Raw genomic sequence first — 23,320 nt, 5'->3', positions numbered from 1 at the left:
GGGGGCGGGGTTGGGGTGGTGCGGGTTTTTTCCCCAAAAAAAAACCCCCCCCCCCCCCCCCCCCCCCCCCAAAAACTCGACCCGGCCCGGAGGGTTTCGCCGGATTTGGGCCTGCTGCGGTGTTAAAAATCGCTTGCTTAGCCCGCTAAGCGGCGCGCTTTTCGCCTTGCATCAGGCCCAAATCCGAAGAAACGCGATCCGGAAATAAAATGTCAACAGAGCCTAGGCTCTGTTGACGTTGTGTTTCCGGTCGAAAACAAAACGTCAGCAGAGCCTGATATTCGATGGCCTGGTATTTGCGGTAGCCACAATGCTGGCGCAGGTAACAGGCCCTGCACCCCCGTATGCGGATGAACAGCGCCGGGGTGCCCCGATGGAGGCGGAGTAGTGGGTTTACGTGACTTACTGGTCAGGTTAAGTGCCTTGCCCGAGCAGGCGGAACCAACGAGCTGGCAGCAGATACTCAGCCGCTTTGTGCTGCGTACGCTCAATGGCTATGTGCTGGTGGCGCTGATTGCGGTGCCGGCTTCGCTATGGCGGATGCGCAGCATTGGCTGGCTGCCGGTGATGGCGGTGCATCTGCTGGTGGGCATCCTGCTGGTGCTGGCCTGGCTGGTGCGGCATCGGCTCGATAGTCGTGCGTTGTCGTTCGTGGTGGTGGGGACGACCCTGTTGGTGGGGTCGGCAGGCTCGATGGCATTCGGGTTGATGTCGGCCGGTGCGCTCTATCTGTTTCTGGGCGGCTTGCTGTCGGCGATCTTGCTGCCGCGTCGGCTGTCGATCCTGACCAATCTGGCGATCGTGACCTGGATCTGTCTGGTAGCCGTAGCCTTCGTGCAGGGCTGGCTTGGGCTGAGCTTCGATGCCAACGCCTATATCAGCCTGCCTTCTGCCTGGGTCAGTGCCATTACGGGCTATGTGGCGGTGATGATTGTTTCGTCGGATGCGCTGTCGATGATGCGGCTGTCGATTGGCGATCTGCTCGACCGGCTGCACGCCAAGGGCGACGCGCTGGCCGTGGCCAACCAGAATCTGGCGCGGACCGTTGATACCCTGCGCAGCCTGGGTGCGGTTGGCCGGGAAATCACCGCGAGTCTTGATGAGCAGGCGATATTCGACACCCTGTATCGCCATGCCTCAAACCAGTTGGGGCCAACGCTGTTGATCTACCGGCTCTCGCCGGATGGGCGGAATCTGCAACTGGCCTATGGTTGCGAAGATGGCGAGCCGATCTCTGTCGATAGCCCGCTGCCGCTGACTGTGCCGGATCTGGCAATCGTGCGCTGCGTGCGCGAGCGTCGGGAGCTGCTGCTGACCACCGGGGCTGTTGATGACAGCGCTGGCCTGCCCGAACCCCCGTTGCAAGCCGCCCATGCACCGATGGCCTCGCAGCTGTATGCGCCGCTGGTGGTCAAAGACAAGGTGATCGGCGCGATGTCGGCCCAGACGCGGGCTCCGGCCGCTTTTGGCGAGAATGCACGGGTGGTATTCCGCAGTCTTTGTAATTTCGGGGCCATTGCCATCGACAATGCCGCCACCTACCAGCAGCTGGCCGACACCCTGTCGGCGCTCAAGCGTGCGCAGCAACAGGCGGTGCAACAGGAAAAAATGGCGGCCCTGGGCCATCTGGTGGCAGGCGTTGCCCACGAAATCAACACCCCGATCGGAGCTGTCAAATCCAGCGGCCGCAATATCTCCGATGCGCTGACCCAATCGCTGGGCAATCTGCCGAAGGTGCTCAAACTGCTGAATCCCGATGAAGAAAAGCTGTTTCTGCGCCTGTTGGAACGGGCACGCCGGCCCTCTCCCAATCTGAGCACCCGCGAAGAGCGGCAAATGGCGCGTGATCTTGCCTTGCGCCTTGAAAATCTGGGCATCGAACACGCGCGGCATCGGGCCAGCCTGCTGGTGCAGCTGCAGGCTTACGACCAGGCAGAGCAGTACCGCACCCTGCTGCGCCACCCCGAGTGCGAGCTGATCCTCGACACGCTGTATGGCTTGTCTACCGTGGCCAGTAATGCGGCCAATATCAATATGGCGGTCGATCGCGTCACCAAGATCGTCTTTGCCCTCAAGAGCTTTTCGCGGCACGACCACAGCGGGGAGTGGGTCGAAGCCGACCTGCGGGAAGGGCTGGATACGGTGCTGACGCTGTATCACAACCAGATCAAGCAAAACACCGAGCTGGTGCGTGAATACGAGGAATTGCCTGCTTTGCGCTGTCTGCCGGATGAGCTGAATCAGGTCTGGACCAATCTGATTCACAACGCGCTGCAGGCCATGCAATACAAAGGCCGGCTCACCGTGCTGCTCAAGCGCGTCGGCAACGAGGCCGTGGTATCCATCGGCGACACGGGCAGCGGTATGACCCCCGAAGTGCTCGAACACATTTTCGAGCCGTTCTACACCACCAAGTCAGCCGGCGAAGGGAGCGGCCTGGGGCTGGATATCGTCCGCCGCATTGTTGACAAGCATCATGGCCGGATCAGCATCGAAACCGAGCCAGGCAACGGAAGCACCTTCAGCGTGCATCTGCCCTATGACCAACCCTGATCTGCCCACTTTGCCACCGCTTCCCCTCTACGCCGACGGCGAGGAAGTCCTGCGCCTGCAAGCGTTGCTGGCCGCTGAAACCGATGCAGTCCGGCAACGACCGCTGATGACGGCACTGGCCTGGCTGTTGCGCCAGCGTGACCCCACAAGGGCGCTGGCGCTGGCTGCCACGCTTGAGCCCGCGTTGGCTGACGAAGCGTCGTCAGCCGCCCGTCAGCTGCGGGCGAGATTGCGGCTGGTCAGGGCGGAAATCGCCTGGTTGCAGGCCGAGATCGAGCGTGCCGAATCGTTGCTCGCCAGTGCCCAGGCTGAATTTGCCTCGTTGAAGGATGGGATCGGCGAGGGCGATTGCCTGCTGCAGCTGGCCCTGCTCTCGGATGATCTGGGTATGATGGAGCGACGCCAGCAGGCCATAGGCGGTGCCGTCGAGCGCTATCTGGCGACTCAGGACAAACTGCGGCTGTCGCTGGGGCTGGCCTGGCAGGCTTACTTCGGTTGCCGTGCGAGGGATGCGGGTAGCGTCGGGCCTGTGGAAGCGCTGCTCGAAACCGAGCCCTGGCTGGGCCGGGGCGGTGCGACGGCCATTCTGGCCTATTGCCATGCCTATCTTGATTTTCACGATGGCCTCTATAGCCGGGCGGCCGAAGGCTGGGAGCTGGCCACCCGACTGCTGCAGGAAATCGGTCTGGTACGCATGACCATCACCTGCATCCACTCGACGGGTGCCGCCCTGAATAATCTGAACGACCCCGATGGTGCCGCCGAACGCTCGGAATACGGCCTTGAAATGGCGCGCCAATGCGGATGCTGGCCCCTGAACATGGGGCAGTCGCTACGCGGCCTGGGCGTGGCGCACCGCGCACTGGAGCGAAATGAAGCGGCCATCGCCGCCTATGCCGAAGCCCGTGACTGGTTACGCCCACTGCGGCGTTCCCGCCTGTATTCGATGGTGGCCGAAGAGCTGGCGCGTTGTTATCGCGATGCCAATCTGTTGCCTGAAGCCCTGGAAACCCTGCGTGATGCCGCAGCAGCGGCCGAGCAGGGCGGACATCGCGGTCAGCTGCCTTACATTCTGGCGGGCGAAGCGCTGACGCTATCGAAGATGGGGCATGGTGTCGATGCGCTGGTCCTGGCGACGCGGGCCCTGGCGGTTGCCCGTAGCACGACTCACGATTCCGAAGCCTGTGCGCTCGAAGCCCTGGCAGAAATCCACCTGTGCCACAACCTGCCCGGCCCGCCGGGGCTGCAGGCAGCCAATCCTGCGCTGTACTACCTCGATTGTCGCCACACCTTGCTGAGCACCGACAGTGGCTGGGCACCCGACCTGAAAATGTTGCTGGAGTACGCCCGCGCCTGGGAAAAAGCTGGCGATTACGTCAAGGCCCTGGAATACGAGCGGCGGGCGCGCACCATGCTGGTCAGCGATAACGCCCATAAGGCGGCCGAACGGATTGCCGCCTTGCAGTCACGGCACGAGGCGGAGCGTTCGCGCCTCGAAGCCGAGCAGCAGCGCAAGCTGGCCGAAATGGAAGCTGCCAGAGCCAAGGCGCTGGAGACGATGTCGCACATGCTGGACCGGCTGGGCCGCATCGGTCAGGAGATCACGGCCAGTCTGGATCTGTCGGAAGTGTTTGCAGCGCTGCATCGGCATGTGAGCGCCATGCTGGATGTGCAGGCGCTCGGGGTGTACCAGCTTGCGGCCGATGGGGTTGGCATCGACATGATTTTTGGCATCGAACACGGCGAGACGCTGCCAGTCTGGAAGACCACGATCGATGATTCGGTATCGAATGCGGCACGCGCCATTCGAGAACGTGGCGAGGTGCTGTACGAAGTCAGACCGGATCGGGCCAATCCGAACCACATTCCGGGCACCCGCCGCATGTTGAGTGCCCTGTATGCCCCGCTACTGGTGCGCGACCGGGTGATTGGGGCCATGTCGATCCAGAGTGAACGCGCCAATGTCTATGGCGAGCTGGAACGGCAGGTGTTTCGCACCCTGTGCAGCTACGCCGCGATTGCCCTGGCCAATGCGGCGACTTATCGCAAGCTCGACAGTGAGCTGAACGACACGCTGGCGACGGTCGAGTCGATTCTGGAAAACACGCCCGTCGGCATTGCCTTGCTGGATGAGCAGCGGCGCTTTCAGCGGGTGAATCGGCGTTTGGCCGAAATGCTGCATTACACCTCGCAACAGCTGATTGGCCATTCGGCACGACGGCTGTATACGGCCGATTCGGAATTCGAGCGGGTCGGGCATGAAGCCTACGATCTGCTGCGCGCCGGTTGCAGCTATCGCACCGAAGTGCAGTTCGTTGGCGGCGATGGCGTCTTGGGCTGGTATTCGCTGCAGGGCACGATTCTCGATTGCCGGAATCCGGCCAAAGGCTATATCTGGACGCTGGACGACATTACCGAGCGCAAGGCTACCGAGCAGCAGCTGCTGCAGACCAATCACAACCTCGAAGCGGCGTTGGCTGAGCTACGCACGGCTCAGAACCAGCTGGTGCTATCGGAGAAAATGGCGGCGCTGGGCCAGTTGGTGGCGAATGTGGCGCATGAGATCAACACGCCGATCAGCGCCGTCAAATCGGGTGGCGAAGCGATTGCGGTGTCGCTCGAACAATCGCTGCACCAGCTACCGCGCCTGTTCCGTCAGCTGCACGATGATGATGCGGTTGAGTGCTTTCTGAAATTGCTTGATCTGGCCAGTCAGCCCAAGGCTCTGCTCAGTAGTCGTGAAGAGCGGGCATTGATCAAGGAGTTGACCCAGCAGCTTGAAGCAGCCGGCATCGACAACGCCCGCCACAAGGCCAGCCTGCTGGTGCAAAGCCACCCCGATGCCATGGCCGGCCAGTTTCTGTGCCTGCTCCAGCACCCCCTTGGCGATGCGATGCTTGATACGGCCTACAACATTGCGGTGATGGTAAGCAGCGCCACCAATATCAATCTGGCCGTCGAGCGGGTAAGCAAGATTGTCTTTGCCCTGAAGACCTTCTCGCGCATCGACCATGAGGGCGAATGGGTGCTGGCCCAGCCCGGCGTGGGCCTGGACATGGTGCTGACGCTGTATCACGGCCGCATCAAGCAGGATATCGAGCTGGTTCGCCACTACGAGGAGATCCCGCCCGTGCGCTGCCTGCCCGATGAACTGAATCAGGTCTGGACCAACCTGATCCACAACGCGCTGCAGGCCATGAACTTCAAGGGCGTACTCACGCTGACCATCCGCAAGGAAGGCCCTGCGGCCCTGATTGCGATCAGCGACACGGGCTGCGGCATTGCCCCCGACCAGCGGGAGCGGATTTTCGAACCCTTCTACACCACCAAGCCACCGGGCGAAGGCAGTGGCCTCGGTCTGGATATCGTCCGCAAGATCATCAACCGCCACGGTGGCCGAATCGAGATCGACAGCACGCCGGGGCAGGGATCGACCTTCCGCGTTTATCTGCCTTATCCCGACAGCCATCCATGATGCCCACCTGCCTACCCCTCCTGGCTGCCGGAATCTCCCGCGTGCCGCGAGGTGGGCGGCAGGGCCGGCGCCTGATGTCCTCTGCAATCTGGCTGCTGGGGGGGCTGTTGCTGGTGTGTGGATTGTGGTCGGGTCTGGCTCGCGCGCAGAGTGGAGGTGAGCGCTGGTCGGTGCTGGCTGACACGGTTTTTCGCCACCTGAGCCGGGACGATGGCTTGCCGCATCCCATCGTCACCGCCCTGGCGCAGGATCAGCAAGGCTATATCTGGGTGGGCACGCAGGGCGGACTGGCGCGGTTCGATGGTTATCGGCTCAAGGTGTTCCAGCCCCTGCCCAGCGAGTCTGGGGCGCTGCCGGGCAATATCATCCGCACCTTGCACCTCGATCGGCGCGGCCGGCTCTGGGTGGGATTCTACGGCGCCGGGGTTGCCCGCTATGACCCGGCAACCGAGCGCTTCCTGCATTTCCCCTCTGCCCACTTCGATGATGTATTTGCATTGGCTTCCGACGCCAACGGTCTCTGGATCGGATCGCGCAATGGCTTGTACTGGCTGGATTTTCGCAATGACGCCATTAGCCCGGTGCGCCCCGACGGGGCGTCGCCGCCGGTGCTTGATCTGCTGCAGAGCATGGTGCGTAGTCTGGTGATCGATCAGGAGGGCGGACTGTGGGTGGGCGGCAATGGCGGGCTGCTGCGCTGGCCGCAGGTGGCACAGTTGCGAACCGCTGGCGCGGCCAGGCCGCCCACGCCGGGCACGCCTGAAATCATCAATGGGGTACCGCGTGTCTGGTCTACCCAGCTGGATGCCAAGGGGCGTGTCTGGTATGGCACCGAGCGCGACGGCGCCGGCTGGGTCGGCAGCGATGGTGTGGCCCGCCCGGTGCTGGTCGGGGAGGACCCGCAGCTGCGTGGGGTCAGCGTTGCCTGCATTACCGAGATCGGCCCGGACCTGATGTGGCTGGGCACCACGGGCTCCGGCATCATCGAGCTGTCGCCCGACGGCCGGCATCGTCGCAAGATCGGCATGGATGCTGCGTTGCGGCAGGGCTTGGAGTCGAACAGCATCAACGCCCTGTTGCGTGACCGCTCGGGCCTGATCTGGGTTGCTTCGGTCAGTGGGCTGGACTGGCACAACCCGGCCACGGCCGGCATCGTCAGCGTGCTGGCTTCCCCTTTGAAGCCAATGGGCTTGTCCGACCGTGATGTGCTGTCGATTCATGCCGGTACGGGCGGGCGCTTTTATCTGGGATCGCGTGGCAAAGGCATCGAGGTGCTGCAGGTATCGCCGCAACGGCCTGCCATTGTGCATGGCCTGCCGGTGCGGGCCGTTGCCAATTCGCCAGCACTCGAATCGCAGTTTGTGTTGTCGGTCATCGAGATCAACCCCAATCAGCTCTGGGCGGCAACCTTCAAGGGGCTCTACCGGATTGATCTGGGACAGGAGGCGACAGCGACCCGCGTTCCGCTGCCGCTTTCCAATCCATTCGTGCGGGTGCGCAGCTTTGCGCGCACCGATGACTATTTATGGATCGGCACCGAAGAGGGGCTGGTGCGGATGGGGCTGTCCGATGGGCAGACCCAGACCTATCGCGCCAACCCGCAAAGCCCGGATGGTTTGTTGCACAACGTTATCAATGTGCTCTATCGCGATCCTTTGGGCGAGTTGTGGATCGGCACCGATGGCGGCCTCAACCAGCTGTTGCCGGATGGCCGCTTCCGCGCCTTTCGCCATGTTTCAACCCAATCAGACAGCCTGTGCCACAACAATATTTCCTCTCTGGCCACAGACGGCCTGGGCCGGCTGTGGGTGGGAAGCTTCGGTGGCGGTGTCTGTATGCTCGATAACCGCGATGGCACGCCACGCTTTCGGCAGCTCACCCGCCGTTCCGGCCTGCCTCACGACAATATCGGCACCGTTCTCGCCGACCGGAAGGGGCGGATCTGGGCCAGCACGGCTGATGGACTGGCCATGATCGACCCCCGAACCTTCAGGATTCAGACCTTCGGCCCTGCCGAAGGGGTGTCGATCCGTGGCTACTGGGTACATTCGGGCGATGTCACCGAGGATGGCGAGTTGCTGTTCGGCGGACTGGGAGGACTGACGGTGGTCAGGCCCGACCAGCTGCAACCCTGGAGCTTTTCACCGCCGCTGGTCGTCAGCAGTCTGCGTCTGGGCGGTCAGCCCCGGCCGGTGCCGCAGGCCAATGCCTTGGGTGAGATGCCCGAGCTGGCCTTGCCACCGACGATTCGCGGGTTTGAGGTTGAATACGCGGCACTGGACTTTTCCGCCCCCGAGAAAAACCGCTATCAGCACAAACTCGAAGGCTACGACCCGGCCTGGATCGAGACCGATGCCACCCGCCGCGTCGCGGCCTACAGCAATCTGCCACCGGGCAATTACCGCTTGCTGATCCGAGGCTCCAACCGCAGCGGGGAATGGGTGGACCATGAGCTGGTAATGCCGCTGCGGATCTTGCCGGCCTGGCATCAGACCGGCTGGTTTACGCTGGCCATGGCAGCGCTGGCGATTCTGGCGATCAGCGGTGTCATTGGTGCGCGTACCCGCGTGCTGCGGCGTCGGCAGATGGTGCTGGAGCAACAGGTCAGCGAGCGGACCTCGGCACTGACGCGTGCCAACGAAACCCTGGCGCGTTCGACCCACACCCTGCGACAGCTCGGGGACATCGGCAAAGATCTGACACGCAGCCTGGAACACCACGCCATTTGCATGGCCCTGCACAAGCATCTGGCTTCGCTACTGCCGCTGGATGCTTTCGGGGTGGCAATGCTGACCGAGGCCGGCGATGGCCTGCGCTACATCTACTTTCAGGCGGACGGGGTGATTTCCGCCTGTACCACGGTGTTTCCGCTGGATCACCCGACGTCGCAGCTGGTGCAGGCATTTCGCGAAGACCGGGAGGTCCATCTGGTCAGCGATAGTCAAAGTCAATGCGATAGCGAGCTGGTGACGGTCAAGCCCTTGCGCAGCCGGGTCTATCGGCCATTGAGCATCAACCAGCAGCGCATCGGCGTGGTGACCGTGCAAAGCCACGAGCCGGACGTCTATCACGAGCGCGAGCTGGATGTCCTGCGCTCGGTGGCCACTTACGCCACTATCGCACTCACCAACGCCTCAGCCTTCGATGCGGCGCGCGCGGCCCAACGTGAAGAAGAGCTGGCACGGGTTCAGGCGGCATTGGCCCTCGAAGAATTGCGGCAAACCCAGGCGCATCTGGTGCAGCAGGAAAAAATGGCAGCCCTGGGGCAGCTGGTTGCCAATGTGGCCCATGAGATCAATACGCCGATTGGTGCGGTGAAGTCGAGCGGCAAGAGTGTTGCCGATGCGCTCGACCATGCGCTGCACGGCATGACGACACTGTTCCAGACACTGGATGCGGACAATGCCGCGCTGTTTCTGGCACTGCTGGAGTGTGCCTGGCAGCCGGCGGCCGTGCAGACCAGTCGGGAGGAGCGCGCCAGAGTCAGGGAGCTGATGCAGCAGCTGGAGGCTGCCGGCATCGACAGCCCACGCAATAAAGCCAGCCTGCTGGCCCAGATGAATATTGGCGATACGCTTGGGCGTTTTGTGCCCTTGCTACTGCATCCGCAGTCAGCGCTGGTGCTCGAAACGGCCTACAACGTTGCGATTACCATCAGCAGCATCCGCAATATCAACACGGCGGTTGATCGTGTCTCGAAAATCGTGTTTGCGCTCAAGTCGTTCTCGCGGGTCGATCATATCGGCGAATGGGTCAAGGCCGACCTGGCTGAGGGGCTGGATACGGTTTTGATGCTGTATCAGAACCAGATCAAGCAGAACACGGAGCTGGTACGCGAATTCGAAGCATTGCCACCGATCCGCTGTCTGCCGGACGAACTGAATCAGGTCTGGACCAATCTCATCCACAACGCTTTGCAGGCGATGCGCCACAAAGGCACCCTCACCATCCGGCTCTATCGCGAAGCCGATTGGGCAGTGGTCTCGATTGCCGATACCGGCAGCGGTATCGCCCCGGAAATCCGCGAGCGCATTTTCGAGCCTTTCTTCACCACCAAAGCCGCCGGCGAAGGCAGTGGGCTGGGGCTCGACATCGTCCGCAAAATCATTGAGCGCCACGGCGGCTGGATCAAAGTCGAGAGCGAGGTCGGCAAGGGCAGCGAGTTCAAGGTTTTACTGCCCATCAATGTGTGATGTCTCCGGTCAATTGGATTAACCGCTCCCAAGAGCCTTGAGCGGCTGTAAACCCGCGATAATCATGACCGAAATTCATTTCGTCAGACACTGAGCTGCTGCCCGCCATAGCACAGGCTATTATCATTTTTCAATCAGATACTTGCGCAATTCCCTTGCGGCGCATTTGCCTTTAGCCTCGCGACCTCTCCAAGTCTGTTCGAAAACCATGAACAGATTTTCTTTTGGGCACACAATGCCCTGCGTGAAGTGGGCTGCCCATCAGCCTGCTGAGATATCAAAAAATTCGGAACACCTGCAGTGTGCGCCCGTTGCGCGGGCCATGTGCAATGTGCCGTGCTAAAGCGGCTAATCGTGAGGGGATGCCCAAAGTTCCGGGTGTGGGTTCGCAATCGGGCCGTGTGGCCGTGATGGATTCGACCCGAAGCAGGCTGGTGAGACCAGTCTGCGCCGGCTTTTGTGGTTCCTGAAAATTGGATAGGTAATCTGTTATGCAAAGAGCAACCTGGGGCTCGAAGTTGGGCTTCATTCTGGCATCGGCCGGTTCGGCGGTCGGGCTTGGCTGTATCTGGAAATTTCCGTATGTGACCGCACAAAATGGAGGCGGCGCATTCCTGCTGGTGTTTCTGGCGCTGTCTTTCACCCTCGGGCTGGCTTTGATGAAAATCGAACTGGCACTCGGCCGCGCCGGCAAGGCGGGTGTGGTGGGGACGTTCTGCAAGCTGGGCGGCCAGAAGTGGCGCTGGATCGGCATCCCGTCGGTGCTGGGTTGCCTGATCATCATGATGTTCTACGGCGTGGTGGGGGGGTGGACCATTGCCCACATCAAAATGACGGCCCTGGGCGAGCTGGCCACGACCGATACCAAGGTGCTGGGCGCGGCATTCGGCGACTTCATCAAGCAACCCGTTGAGCCGATTGTCTACCACATCCTGTTCATAGTGCTGACGCTGGGCGTGGTTGCCGGCGGCGTGCAGCAGGGGATCGAGCGTATCTCCAAAGTACTGATGCCGCTGCTGTTCGTGCTCATGCTGGCGCTGATCGTACGTGGTCTGATGCTGCCCGGTGCCTGGCAAGGGGTTGAATTCCTGTTCCGCCCGGATTTTTCCAAACTCGGCTTTGATGGCATGGTCAACGCGATGGGTCTGGCCTTTTTCTCGTTGTCGCTGGGGATGGGCGTGATGGTGACTTATGGTTCGTATCTTGACGATAAAACCCATATCCCCGGCACCGCCGGCTGGGTGGTCGGTCTGGCCGTCATGGCCTGCCTGATGGGTGGTTTGATGGTACTGCCACCGGCCTTTGCATTTGGTATGAACCCGTCGGCCGGGCCGGGCCTGACCTTCATCAGCATGCCCGCTGTGTTTGCCCACATTCCCGGTGGACAGCTGTTTGGCACGCTGTTCTTCATCCTGCTGCTGGTCGCAGCGCTGACCTCGTCGGTATCGCTGCTTGAAGTCTCGGTCAGCTACTTTGTCGATGAACTGAAATGGTCACGCAAGATGGCATCGCTGGTGCCATCGTTGCTGATGGTGCTGGGGGGGATCCCGGCTTCGCTGAGCTTCGGGCCCTGGGCCGAGGTCAAGCTGTTCGGCATGACGATCTTCGATCAGATGGACTACCTGACATCCAATATCATGCTACCGCTAGGCGGTATCGTGACCGCTATCTTCGGTGGCTGGTTTGCCTGGCGGGAAGTCGAGCACCAGCTGACCAAAGGTGGCCAGCTGTCCCCAGCCCTGCTTCAGGGCGTGCGCCTGATGGCGGCCTGGGTGGCCCCAGTTGTCATCGCAGCCGTGCTGGTGAAAGGTTTGTGATCCGACAGCAGTCAACCGCGACTACGCAATTGAAAAAGGCGACCGAGAGGTCGCCTTTTTATTCCCGCCATCATTATTAGCGGACGGTGGTGTGGGTCGGGGCCGGGGTCGCTGCGCCGGCGCTGAAAATATGCGGGTGTTGCTGCGCGTACCAACCCTTCACCGCCTCGTGGTCCAAGCCCAGAAAATGCCGGTAGCCGGGCACCCGCTGATACATCAGTCCGCAAATGAACACGCACACCCCGAATACCAGATACACCTGATGCACGTTTCCCAAGGCCAGGCCAAAGCCGGCGATGGCTGGTCCCAGCGTACTGGCGATCTGCATGACCATGATATTGACGGCTGTCATGCGCGACCTGAAATTCTCTGGCGTTGCCAGCATCCGATGGGTATGCCCGACCATCTGCACATTGGCGATGCCAAAGCCGATCAGAAAATAAGCCAGCGGCAATAGCCAGGCCGTGTGGGTATAGCCCGCCAACATCAACGACAAGCCTTCCAGCAAAATGGCGCCACTACTGGCCCAGAAGCGGCCGATGCGTTCCGACACGAATTTCGCCCCGCCCAGCATGCCCAGCAACATGCCGCAAGACAGTGCCGCCTCGCAGCCACCGAGCCAGGCACCTGATAGCCCTAAAGACTGAATTTTCACTGGAACCAGCATGCCGATGCCGGGGCCGAAAAACAGCATCACGCAGAACGAAGTGGCGGTCCAGCCGCGCTCCATCGGAATCTGCCACTTGGCGGCAATGCCCGCCTTCATGTCCGCCAGCCAGCTGTGCGCGTCGCTGGTGCGCGCTTTAGGCGTAGGCGCCTGAATGCGGGAGGCTGCCCACACCGCCCCAGCCAACAGCAGGACATGCACCCACAAAGTTATCGCGACACTGGCGATACCCAGAATCACGCCGCCAATCACCGGCCCCATCATCCGGCCCAGCGCGCCGGCACTGCGCTGCATGGCAAAACCATCCGACAGCTTCTCGGCGGGCAGCAGCTCAGCGGCGATGCTGAACGAGGCAGGGCTGATCATGGCCATGGCAATCACCGGAATCGCTTCCAGCATCAGCAAAGTCCAGATGTTGTAATGCCCTGCCTGTACCAACAGGGCGAGCAAAATGCTCTCCACCGTGTACAAAGCCAGGCCGCCCGTAATCAGCATCCGTTTCGAATACCGGTCACCCAGCGGTGACAGCAGCGGCAAGGCCAGAAACGACACCAGCGACATGATCCCCGAATACAGCGCCATATCATGCGCACCGCCCTCGTGCACGATCCACCAGGGCAAGGCGACATGACCGACCATCAGCGATAGCAACATCAGCATCTCGCTGACCATCAATAAGCGAAAAGGGCGCCCCAGCTCCGCGAGGCGCCTGGTAAAACCAGCTAGCAATTGGGAGACTCCTTTCCCGCGAGGGGATTTGATTAAGCCTTTGGGCCTAAGAGAAAACAAATGGGGGATCAAACACGACAGCCAATGCCAACGCAAAGTTCCAGCACAAGTCAGAAAATTTATCCGCTATCAGCTGTGCTACCTGCGGCACTTGTTCAAACAGCATGATTCAGGAAGCTGTCTGACGGTAGGGCGATACGATGCTGCTTGGTTGACGGGTGATGCGAGGGAGTGTCATTTATTGACATTAATCAAATACATAATCAATAGGTGATGAAGAGGTGAAAACGCTTGATGCAAGATTTGTTGATTATGATCAGATAAAATAATCAAATATTTTGTTATTAAGATGTTAGGCCATTAGCCCTGATGCTGTATCCTCTCGTCCCGTTGAAAGTAGCTTCAGGTGCGAATCGCAGCACTACTTGGCATGGCGCGCCAACCGGAAGACGATTGTTTGAAGTAGGATATTTTACGAATTACTTATTTATTCATTGGTTATTGTTTCAATAATTCAGCCGAATGGATAGCCTTGTTGACCCTTGCGGCAAGCGAATAGCCTGACTGAAACATAAAAACAAAAAAACCAGTCCCCCGCATGTTCGGGTGGCTGACAGAATGGGAAGTGTAATGAAACACCCGTTTGTGTATCTGGCCTGGACCATGCGTGGTGGCCTGCTTTGCTACGCATCGGCTAGCCTCGCTGCAGAGGTTGTGCCGTCACCCGCTCCAAAGCGACCGTGCTATGGCATTTGCTCGGATGTAAATAAAAATACCCGCGATGGTAATACGGGTAAAGATTTTCATATATGCGAAGACTGTCTGAAGCAATTAAATGAAAAGCAGGTTGGATTGTCCTGTTGTAGGATGCCTGAAATTGCTGGATTTCCGATCTGGCCTGTTGAGGCTATATCCGTGCAAATTAAACTACCGCTGATTCATTCCATAGAAAAAGCCCGAATGGAATTGAATAGGGAAATTCTGCCTGATTTTAGTATGTGGCAGAATGAATTTCTGGTGTCCTTGAAAAATAATCAGATCAAACCTGAGTTACACAAAGCCCAGATTTCCCCTGTTGAGGGCAATGGGGTGGCTATTGTTGGTTATACTCGCGATGTTAATTTCTGTGGGTGGAGCCATGCCCATAAAACTGCTTATAACAAGGACTGGGGCGGTAGAGGGTTTGTCTATTTCGAATTGCAAGGTATTGGGACAGATCAAATACGTCAGATTGATAGCGGATTTGATTCGCCTTTCAAAATAAAAATGAGCTCCTGCCAAAATCGGCACTATTTCGTTCGGCAGAGACAGGTCTATGAAATAAATGCACCGGACAGTGTTTATATTGCCGCTACTCCTGGGAGAAATCCTGGTTGGAATGGTCTTCCATATAATCTGCATAAAGTGTGTGATAGTCAGCGATACGGGCAGTGGCATTACAGTAAAGTGGTTTAATGAGTGACCTTTTTACGTGGATCTTAAGCAAACCTTTACCTGATTTGGGTAAAGAAAAATCAATTAATAGACGAGGTAAGTGAATGGCTCTTAATACGGTTTCAATGGATATAAAGATATTCTACGACGCACTTTGTAATTTCCTAAAGGTGGATGGCATTGAGGGTACTCACGCCATTGGCGAGCCATCAGGAAGAGCCTATTTCGACCTCAATGGTATTCCATCTATCGGTGTGGGCTACACATGTTCTGACATGGGGATGACCCGTGCATAAGTTGCCGGTCTCGAATCCAACCCCACTGAACGGGAGCACTCAGGCATGCCGATAAAATCATCATTCTGGCGGTATGGGTGCTTGCTTTGCCTCGGTGCCCCCTTGGTCTACTTCGGTTTTCGCGCGCACTTGAATTACACCGGCTATTGCGCCAGGGAAGGGCGCGCTTGGTCCGATCGAGAAAAGATACATAGCGCCGTGAATTATGTGGTGAATCGTGAAAAACCGCGTGAAGTCTATCTGAAAACCGGTGACAAGCTGGTCAAGCTTCAACCTCACGAAGCTGGGTATGAAGAGCAACTGATAATCCCATATAAAAGCGTGGATGAATTCATGCAGCTTAATCCGAATTGCTGCGAAATCACTGAACGGGCAGACGAAGGATTTCAGCATGATTTATTGACCCGCCTGTCAGGCGATGCATCCGGTTTTGTCCGTGTTAAATACCAGCGGCGTTATCGGGGCGAAGCCACACCTGATCGGCACGAGCCGCGCGAGACTTATGTAACCATCTCGAACTGCGGTACTCCGTGGTAATCGTAGATAAAGTTTTTTTTCCTTAACGTGAATGTCGGAATCTGATGACGAACCTTACCGCAACAGAAGTTACCAATATGTATCTTTTCGGCCAAACCAATTTGCCGGCCGATTTAAAGGATGCCAGCTTACTTCGCCCCAAAGGCATTGCTGGTCCGTTGATGACGGTGGATGTGAACGATTATATGGCCAATGGACCTGGCAGGTTCGCGGTGGCTGGCGACTTCGAATTCATCGATCGCTTCTTCAATTCATCTTTGTATGCGGATTCAGCTGCGCTCAAGCCTGGAACTTATACTAAAAAGCAGATACTGACGCATTTCGGGTATTACGATCAAAACGGCAAGGCTGTTAAAGATGCGACTTATGCCATTCAGCAGGCTTACTATGATGATGGCAAAGATGATTTCTACGAACGGGCCTATATCTGGAATACCGTTGCGTTCAAGATAAATGACGGGGCCAGCTTTGTCATTGAATCCAATGGCAATCGATATATTGACAATTTCTCTATCGATCCATACTCGAAACGTAATAACCAGGAAGATTTCGATTTCACTTCGTCTTCGATGTCATCGAAGGTGGCGAATTACTTCTTGCAACCTATCGTTGACCCCTCTGGCATCGGCCGTTCGGTACCGATCGGCTTCGACTTCAGCCAAGGCCGAACCACCACGCGCCTGAATTTCATCGACATGATGCGGGCCAGTGCGCAGAAGACCCATGCTAGTGCCGTCGCCGCTGGCAGACTGGCTCTCGGCGCCGACGACTTGGCGGCCAAGCTCTTTCAAGCCGGTACGATTCGCTTCCTGGATGGCGATAAGCCGATCATCTACGGCTCCGTCGATGGCGACAATTTATCGGGTACGGTCACCCTTTCCGGCTTTGACATCACTTCGACTTATAGCCCTCGCAGTATTCTGGTCCGTAATCGTCTGGCTGAATTCGCGAAGAATGGCATCGTCTATGTGACTGGCGCGGGGAGCGACCGGGTCACAGGTACCAAGAACAACGACGTGTTCTATGGCGGGGACGGCAACGACATCCTGTCCGGTGGCCAGGGCAACGACGAGCTGCGCGGTGAAGTGGGCGATGACCAGCTCAATGGCGACGACGGCAACGACACCCTCAAGGGTGGCGAAGGCAAGGACCAGCTATCCGGCGGCAAAGACAACGACACGCTGGAAGGCGAGGAGGACGACGACAAGCTCAAAGGCGACAGCGGCGACGATAGCCTGTCGGGCGGCGCCGGCGATGACGAGCTGCGCGGTGGCGCCGACAAGGATACGCTGGATGGTGGCGCCGATAACGACAAGCTGTATGGCGACGACGGCAACGATAGCTTGCTGGGTGGCGCGGGTAATGATGAACTGCACGGCGGCGCCGACAATGACACGCTGGATGGCGGCGCCGATATCGACAAGCTGTATGGCGAAGACGGCAACGACAGCCTGAATGGTGGCACGGGCGCGGATGAGCTGCGGGGCGGTTCCGGCAACGATACTTTGCGCGGCGGTTCCGGCCAGGACAAGCTGTATGGCGACGAAAACGATGATGAGCTGTATGGCGACGAGTTCAACGACACGCTGGACGGCGGTAGCGGCGCGGACAAACTACGGGGCGGCCTCGGCTACGATACTTATATCGCCGACAGGTCCGACACCATCAACGACCTCGACGGTATGGGCTCGGTTCGTTTGGACCAGACTGTCCTGACTGGTGGTAGCCGCAAGAAGAGCGATCCTGAAAACATTTATAAGAGCAGCGACGGTCGCTTTACTTACACCTTGTCCGGATCAACCCTGACCGTCAATGGCTTGACGATTGAGAACTTTGCCAATGGCCGGCTGGGTATCAACCTGCGCACCGAAAAGGAGCCGCCAAAGCCGCCGAAGCCACCAAAACCCGATATCGATCCGCCTGAGAAAGTCACCTCCCCCATTGTGCTCGACCTCGATGGTGATGGCGTCGAAACCGCCGCATTGGCCAATGCCTATTTCGACCACGACGCCGATGGCCTGAGCGAGCGCTCGGCCTGGGCCAAGTCGGATGATGGTGTGCTGGTTAATGATCTGAACGAAGACGGCATCATTGGCAGTGGCCGTGAGCTGTTTGGCAACCACACGCTGCTGAAGAACGGCAAGACGGCCGAGCATGGCTATCAGGCGCTGGCCGAGCAGGACGATAACGGCGATGGCGTGATTGACGCCGCTGATGCTTCCTACAGCCGGCTCAAAGTCTGGCGCGATCTGAATGGCGATGGTTTCAGCAACGACGGCGAGCTGTTCTCGCTCGAAGGGGCTGGCGTCAAATCGATCAGCACCCGTTATACCAATTCCGATTTTGTCGATGCCAACGGCAACGCCCACAAGCAGGTGGCCGAGCTGGTCCTCAACAACGGCACGGTGACCAAGACGGCTGACGTCTGGTTCAAGACCGATTCCAGTTCCACCGTTGATAACGGCGCCATTACGCTGACCGAAGACGTGCTGGGCCAGCCCGATGCACGGGGTTTTGGTCAGGTGCACAACCTGCGGCAAGCGATGGTGCTTGATCCGGGTATCAAAGAGGCGCTGGCCAAGTATCTGGCCGAAGCCGACCCGACCAAGCGCAGCGAGTTGTTTGATCTGTTCATCTACCGCTGGACCGGCTCGGCCGACGTAGACCCGAAAAGCCGCGATCCGAAGAAGGTTTACGGCCATGTGATGGATGCCCGCCAGCTGGTGACGCTGGAGCATCTGGTCGGCCGTGGTTATATGGGTACCTGGTGCTGGGGCGAGCGCGACCCCAACCCACACGGCAACGCAGCGCCTTTGCTGATTGCCGAGTACCAGAAATTCCGTAAATACACCGAGGCGCAGATCAACCTGCAGGTGTTCTACGCCGAGGAGTGCAAAAATATCCTGCCGGACTTCGGCAGCTATAGCGAGGGGTTCATCTGCAACGCCAGCCAGATCGAGCCGACCTTCAAGGCATTGCTGGATGCCGGCCGGATCGACAAGCTGGTCGGCCTGATCAAGCAGCTGAAGGATCTGTACACCTACTCGTGGGATCTGGAAGTAGACGTTACCAATGCTTACAAGGCGATTGCTTCGGGCAACCCGACGCTGGCGCCGTATCTGGATCTGAGCATCACCGTAGGGACCACCCGTGACGATCAATTGTTCGGGACGGATGCCGGCTCGGTGATCCACGGTCTCGAAGGCAATGATCGTCTGTATGGTCGTGGGGGCAACGATAGCTATGGCTATAGCCTTGGCCACGGCAATGACACGCTGCTGGATACGGGCGGTGTCGATCAGATTGTTTTTGGCAAAGGCATCTCTGCCAGCAGCCTCGAATTCAAGCGCGATGTCACCACGGTCTGGGTCAAGGTCAAAAACGCCGAAGGCGCGGTGGCGGGCGAGCTGCGTATCGACAACTTCTTCGATCTGAATGGCGACCTCAGCCACGGCGTGATCGAGAAGCTGATCTTTACCGATGGCGGCGAACTGACGCTTGAGCAGATGCTGGAAAAGCTGACGGCCTCGGTTTCGACCCCCGGCAATGACATGATTCTGGGTAGTTCCGAAGCGAATACCCTGTCCGGATTGGCCGGCAACGACACCATCATGGGCCATAAGGGCGACGACACGCTCAACGGCAACGAAGGCGACGATAACCTGAGTGGCGACGATGGCAATGACTCGCTCGACGGTGGCAGCGGCAATGACGCGCTGGTGGGTGGGCGAGGCAACGACACCTATCGTTTCGCAGCAGGTCATGGCAAGGATACGGTCAACAACTTCGATGATGGCGGTGGCCGCATCGACCGTATCGTGTTCGATGCCAGCGTCAGCAAGGCCAGCGTGGTGGCTACCCGCGACAAGGACGATCTGTTGCTGACCACCTCGGCCAGCGATAGCGTGCGAGTCGCCAATTACTTTAATAAAGAAGCCGCCGGGGGCTATGCGATTGACGAGATCGTGTTTGCCGATGGCTCGATCTGGACTGTGGCCGACATCAAGGGCCGCGTGATGCTGGCCACGCCGGGTAACGATTCGATCAGCGGCTATGCCAGTCACGACACCCTGTCGGGCCTGGCGGGCGATGACACCCTCAAAGGCGCGGCCGGTAACGATGTGCTCAACGGCAACGAAGGCAACGACGTGGTCGAAGGTGGCGAGGGCGACGACCAGCTGCAGGGTGAAGCGGGTACCGACACCTTGCGCGGCGGCGAAGGCAACGACAAGCTCGATGGCGGCGCCGATAACGACTTCCTGGCCGGCGAAACCGGCGACGACACGCTGATCGGTGGTGCGGGCGATGACCGCCTGAGCGGCGATGCCGGCCGAGACAGTCTGTCTGGTGGCGATGGGCGCGATGCACTCGAAGGCGGCGCCGGTGACGATTTCCTGGCTGGGGGGCGTGAAGACGACGTGCTCAATGGCGGCGCAGGCACCAATAGCTATCTGTTTGCCCGGGGCGATGGTCGCGACACCATTGTTGATAACTACGAAGGCATCGTCACGATCTACCTGGCCGACTTGCCGCTGGATGAGCTGATCTTCCGCCGCGAAGGCACCGGCCTGACCGTTGGCTTCAAGAGCAGCCCGGCAGACCTTCTCACGCTCAGTGCCTACTTCAACGACGAAACGCCGCGTGGTGGCATGCGTATCCAGTACGGCAACGGCAGCGAACTGGTGCTGACGGCCGAACAGCTGGCGCGCAAGACGCTGGATGGCACCGATGGCGACGACACCATCAAGGGCTTCCGTAGCGATGACAAAATCACTGCCTTGGCGGGTAACGACAAGGTCCTCGCCAGCACCGGCAATGACAGCGTGGATGGTGGCGCTGGCAACGACACCCTGCTGGGTGAACTGGGCGACGACCAGATCGACGGTGGTGATGGCGATGATTCGATCATCGGTGGCCAGGGGGCCGATACCCTGAGTGGTGGCAGCGGCAACGACTACCTGGAAGGCAACGACGGCGACGACGTCTATATATTTGGTAATGGCTCGGGCAACGACACCGTTTACGACCAGGCCGGCACCGAGCGGATTCGCCTGAAAGATGCCAAAGCCAGCGATCTGCTTCTGCGACGCGAAGGCAACGACCTGCTGATCCGCAACCTGAGCAGCGGCGATACGCTGCGCATCAACAACCATTTCAGCTGGCAGGCTGGCGCAGCCGGCGAGGGCGCCATCGAATCCATCGAATTGGCCGATGGCACGATCTGGGACTACGAGCAGATCAAGCTGCAGGCCATCAAGGCGACCGGTGGGGCTGACAGTATCTATGGCCATGCCGATGCCGACCTGATCGACGGCCTCGACGGCAATGACAGCATCAGTGCCAACGATGGCGATGACACCGTTCTGGGTGGTCTGGGGGATGACCTGATCGACGGCGGCAGCGGCAACGACTCGCTGACCGGCGGCGAAGGCGCCGATAACCTGCAAGGCCAGAGCGGCACCGACCTGCTGCTGGGTGGCGCGGGTAATGATCAACTGCAAGGCGGCGAAGACCGCGACAGCCTGCAGGGCGAAGCCGGCGACGACAATCTGGATGGCGGTAGCGGTAATGACCTGCTCAACGGCGGCGAAGGGAACGATACCCTGGCTGGCGGCTACGACGACGATACCCTGACCGGCGAAGACGGTACCGATCAGCTCGACGGCAACGAAGGCAACGACCAGCTCGACGGTGGTAATGGCAATGACAAGCTGGCCGGCGGTGCCGGATCCGACACCCTGCTGGGTGGCGCTGGCGACGACGAGCTGACGGCTTCCGACACCGTTTGGGACAACGCCAACAATACGCTGGAAGGTGGCACCGGCAACGACACCCTCTATGGTTCTTACGGTAACGACACCTATCGCTTCAATCTGGGTGATGGCAAAGATCTGCTGATCGAAACCCGACAGGATCAAGCCTTCAACAACATTCCAGCTTCCAGCGACGAGCTGGTGTTCGGGGCGGGCATCAAGCAGGCCGATCTCAAGCTGTTCCGCATTGGCGATGACCTCGTGGTACGCCATATCAATGGCAGCGACGAGATCACCATCCAGAACTGGTTCCGCAGCATTCCTAGCGACCACTTCAAGGTAGACAGCTTCGCCTTTGCCGATGGCAGCAAGCTCGACCTCGCCGCGATCGAAGCGCTGACCGTCACATTGGGAACCGACGGTGACGACACCCTGATGGGCTATCGCAACAACGCCGATACCCTGCGCTCCGGCGCTGGTAACGACAAACTGTTCGGCTTTGCGGGTAACGACGCCCTGTATGGCGAAGACGGTGACGACACACTGATGGGTGGCAACGGCATCAAGCCCGATACCGGCAACGACACCCTGTTTGGTGGCGCCGGCAAGGATCAGCTGTTCGGTGAGGACGGTGACGACGAACTGAGCGGCGATGCCGGCGCTGACTACCTCGAAGGTGGTGACGGCAACGATGTTCTGCGTGGTGGAGCCGACAACGACCAGCTGGGTGGTGGCAATGGCGACGACCGACTGTTCGGCGATGCCGGCGACGACAAGTACATCTACGCCGCTGGTCAGGGCGTCGATGTGATCGACAACACCGGCGGTGGCTTCGATGGCCTGTTCTTCACTGGCGATCTGGCACTCACCCGCCTGACCCTGACCCGTGATGGCGACGATCTGTTGGTCACCGTCGACAAAGACCCGAAGCAGTCGGTGCGCGTAGTCAAGCACTTCCTCGGTGGCGACTATGCCATCGACTACATCCAGCCTGCTGGCGGCAATATGCTCGATACCGCCCGTATCAACCAGATCGTGGCAGGTGGCGCGACCGGTGGCCAATACGACACCGTGATGGAAGGCACCGCCGCCGGCGAGCAGATGCTGGGTACCCAAGGCAAAGATTGGATTCGCGCCCTGGGTGGTAACGACCAGCTCTACGGCTTCAGCGGCAACGACCTGCTGCAGGGCGGTGACGGCGATGACACCCTGATGGGCGGTAGCGGCAACGCCGCCAATACCGGCGACGACAGCCTCGAAGGCGGTGCCGGCAAAGACCAGCTGTTCGGCGAAGACGGCAAGGATGGGCTCAAGGGCGAAGCCGGCAACGACTACCTCGATGGTGGCGAAGGCAACGACACCGTCGATGGCGGCGCCGATGACGACCAGCTCAGCGGTGGCGCCGGTGACGACAGCCTGGTCGGTGGTGCCGGCAACGACAAATACGTCTTCAGCGGTGCATTCGGTCAGGACACGATCGACAACAGCGGCGGTGGTCAGGACTGGATCTTCTTCAACGACCTCGACCGCAGCCAGCTCACCTTCAAACAGGACGGCAAAGACCTCGTCATCGGCGTGGTCGGCGATACCAGCCGCAGCGTGCGCGTGCTCGGCCACTTCAACGGCGGTGACGCCGCAGTGGCTTACATCCAGCCCAAGGGCGGTAACGCACTGTCCGCTGCCGACATCGCCAAGCTGATCGCGGGCGGCGGTGGCGCCCCGACCAACCAGACCCTGAACGGCACGGCGCAAGCCGACAAGCTGACCGGTGGAGCCGGCAACGACACCCTGAACGGCCTCGCCGGCAACGACACCCTCGACGGCGGCCTCGGCAACGACAGCCTGGTCGGCGGCGCCGGCGACGAC

Annotated in this window: 9 protein-coding genes; 8 read left to right on the top strand and 1 reads right to left on the bottom strand. The window is 59.5% G+C overall.

The features are described 5' to 3' along the window. Positions 1–387 precede the first annotated feature (387 nt). From PZA18_RS22000 to PZA18_RS21985, 4 genes are all read left to right on the top strand, one after another. The gene (locus PZA18_RS22000; RefSeq protein ID WP_284103045.1) at positions 388–2,553 is read left to right on the top strand and encodes a GAF domain-containing sensor histidine kinase; all 2,166 of its coding nucleotides are present in this window, start codon (positions 388–390) and stop codon (positions 2,551–2,553) included. Continuing rightward, positions 2,540–6,028: an ATP-binding protein gene (locus PZA18_RS21995; RefSeq protein ID WP_284103044.1), complete on the top strand. Its 3,489-nt coding sequence runs from the start codon at positions 2,540–2,542 to the stop codon at positions 6,026–6,028. Before PZA18_RS22000 ends, PZA18_RS21995 begins: the two co-directional genes overlap by 14 nt. After that, complete coding sequence (locus PZA18_RS21990; RefSeq protein WP_284103043.1) at positions 6,025–10,221, top strand: two-component regulator propeller domain-containing protein; 4,197 nt, start codon at positions 6,025–6,027, stop codon at positions 10,219–10,221. The genes PZA18_RS21995 and PZA18_RS21990 overlap by 4 nt, the downstream gene beginning before the upstream one ends. 491 nt (positions 10,222–10,712) lie before the next feature. Further along, positions 10,713–12,038: a sodium-dependent transporter gene (locus tag PZA18_RS21985; protein WP_284103042.1), complete on the top strand. Its 1,326-nt coding sequence runs from the start codon at positions 10,713–10,715 to the stop codon at positions 12,036–12,038. A 76-nt stretch (positions 12,039–12,114) separates the two neighbouring features. Here the strand turns inward: PZA18_RS21985 and PZA18_RS21980 are convergent, their stop codons facing one another. Further along, positions 12,115–13,377 carry an MFS transporter gene (locus PZA18_RS21980; RefSeq protein WP_284103046.1) on the bottom strand — a complete coding sequence of 421 codons (1,263 nt, stop codon included), beginning with the start codon at positions 13,375–13,377 and terminating at the stop codon, positions 12,115–12,117. Between the two features lie 687 nt (positions 13,378–14,064). Here PZA18_RS21980 and PZA18_RS21975 point away from each other — a divergent pair. The 4 genes from PZA18_RS21975 to PZA18_RS21960 all read left to right on the top strand — a co-directional run. After that, positions 14,065–14,889, top strand: coding sequence for a hypothetical protein (locus tag PZA18_RS21975; RefSeq protein WP_284103041.1), 825 nt, complete (start codon positions 14,065–14,067; stop codon positions 14,887–14,889). Between the two features lie 83 nt (positions 14,890–14,972). After that, complete coding sequence (locus PZA18_RS21970; RefSeq protein ID WP_284103040.1) at positions 14,973–15,164, top strand: hypothetical protein; 192 nt, start codon at positions 14,973–14,975, stop codon at positions 15,162–15,164. Between the two features lie 102 nt (positions 15,165–15,266). Then, on the top strand, positions 15,267–15,701 hold the full coding sequence (locus PZA18_RS21965) for a hypothetical protein (protein ID WP_284103039.1): 435 nt from the start codon (positions 15,267–15,269) through the stop codon (positions 15,699–15,701). Positions 15,702–15,745: 44 nt separating this feature from the next. Continuing rightward, the coding region (locus PZA18_RS21960; RefSeq protein ID WP_284103038.1) for a calcium-binding protein at positions 15,746–23,320 on the top strand (7,575 nt) is incomplete at its 3' end.

It is taken from the genome of Parachitinimonas caeni (assembly GCF_030129945.1).
Classification (GTDB): domain Bacteria; phylum Pseudomonadota; class Gammaproteobacteria; order Burkholderiales; family Chitinimonadaceae; genus Parachitinimonas; species Parachitinimonas caeni.
This window is presented reverse-complemented; position numbering and strand designations above follow the sequence as displayed.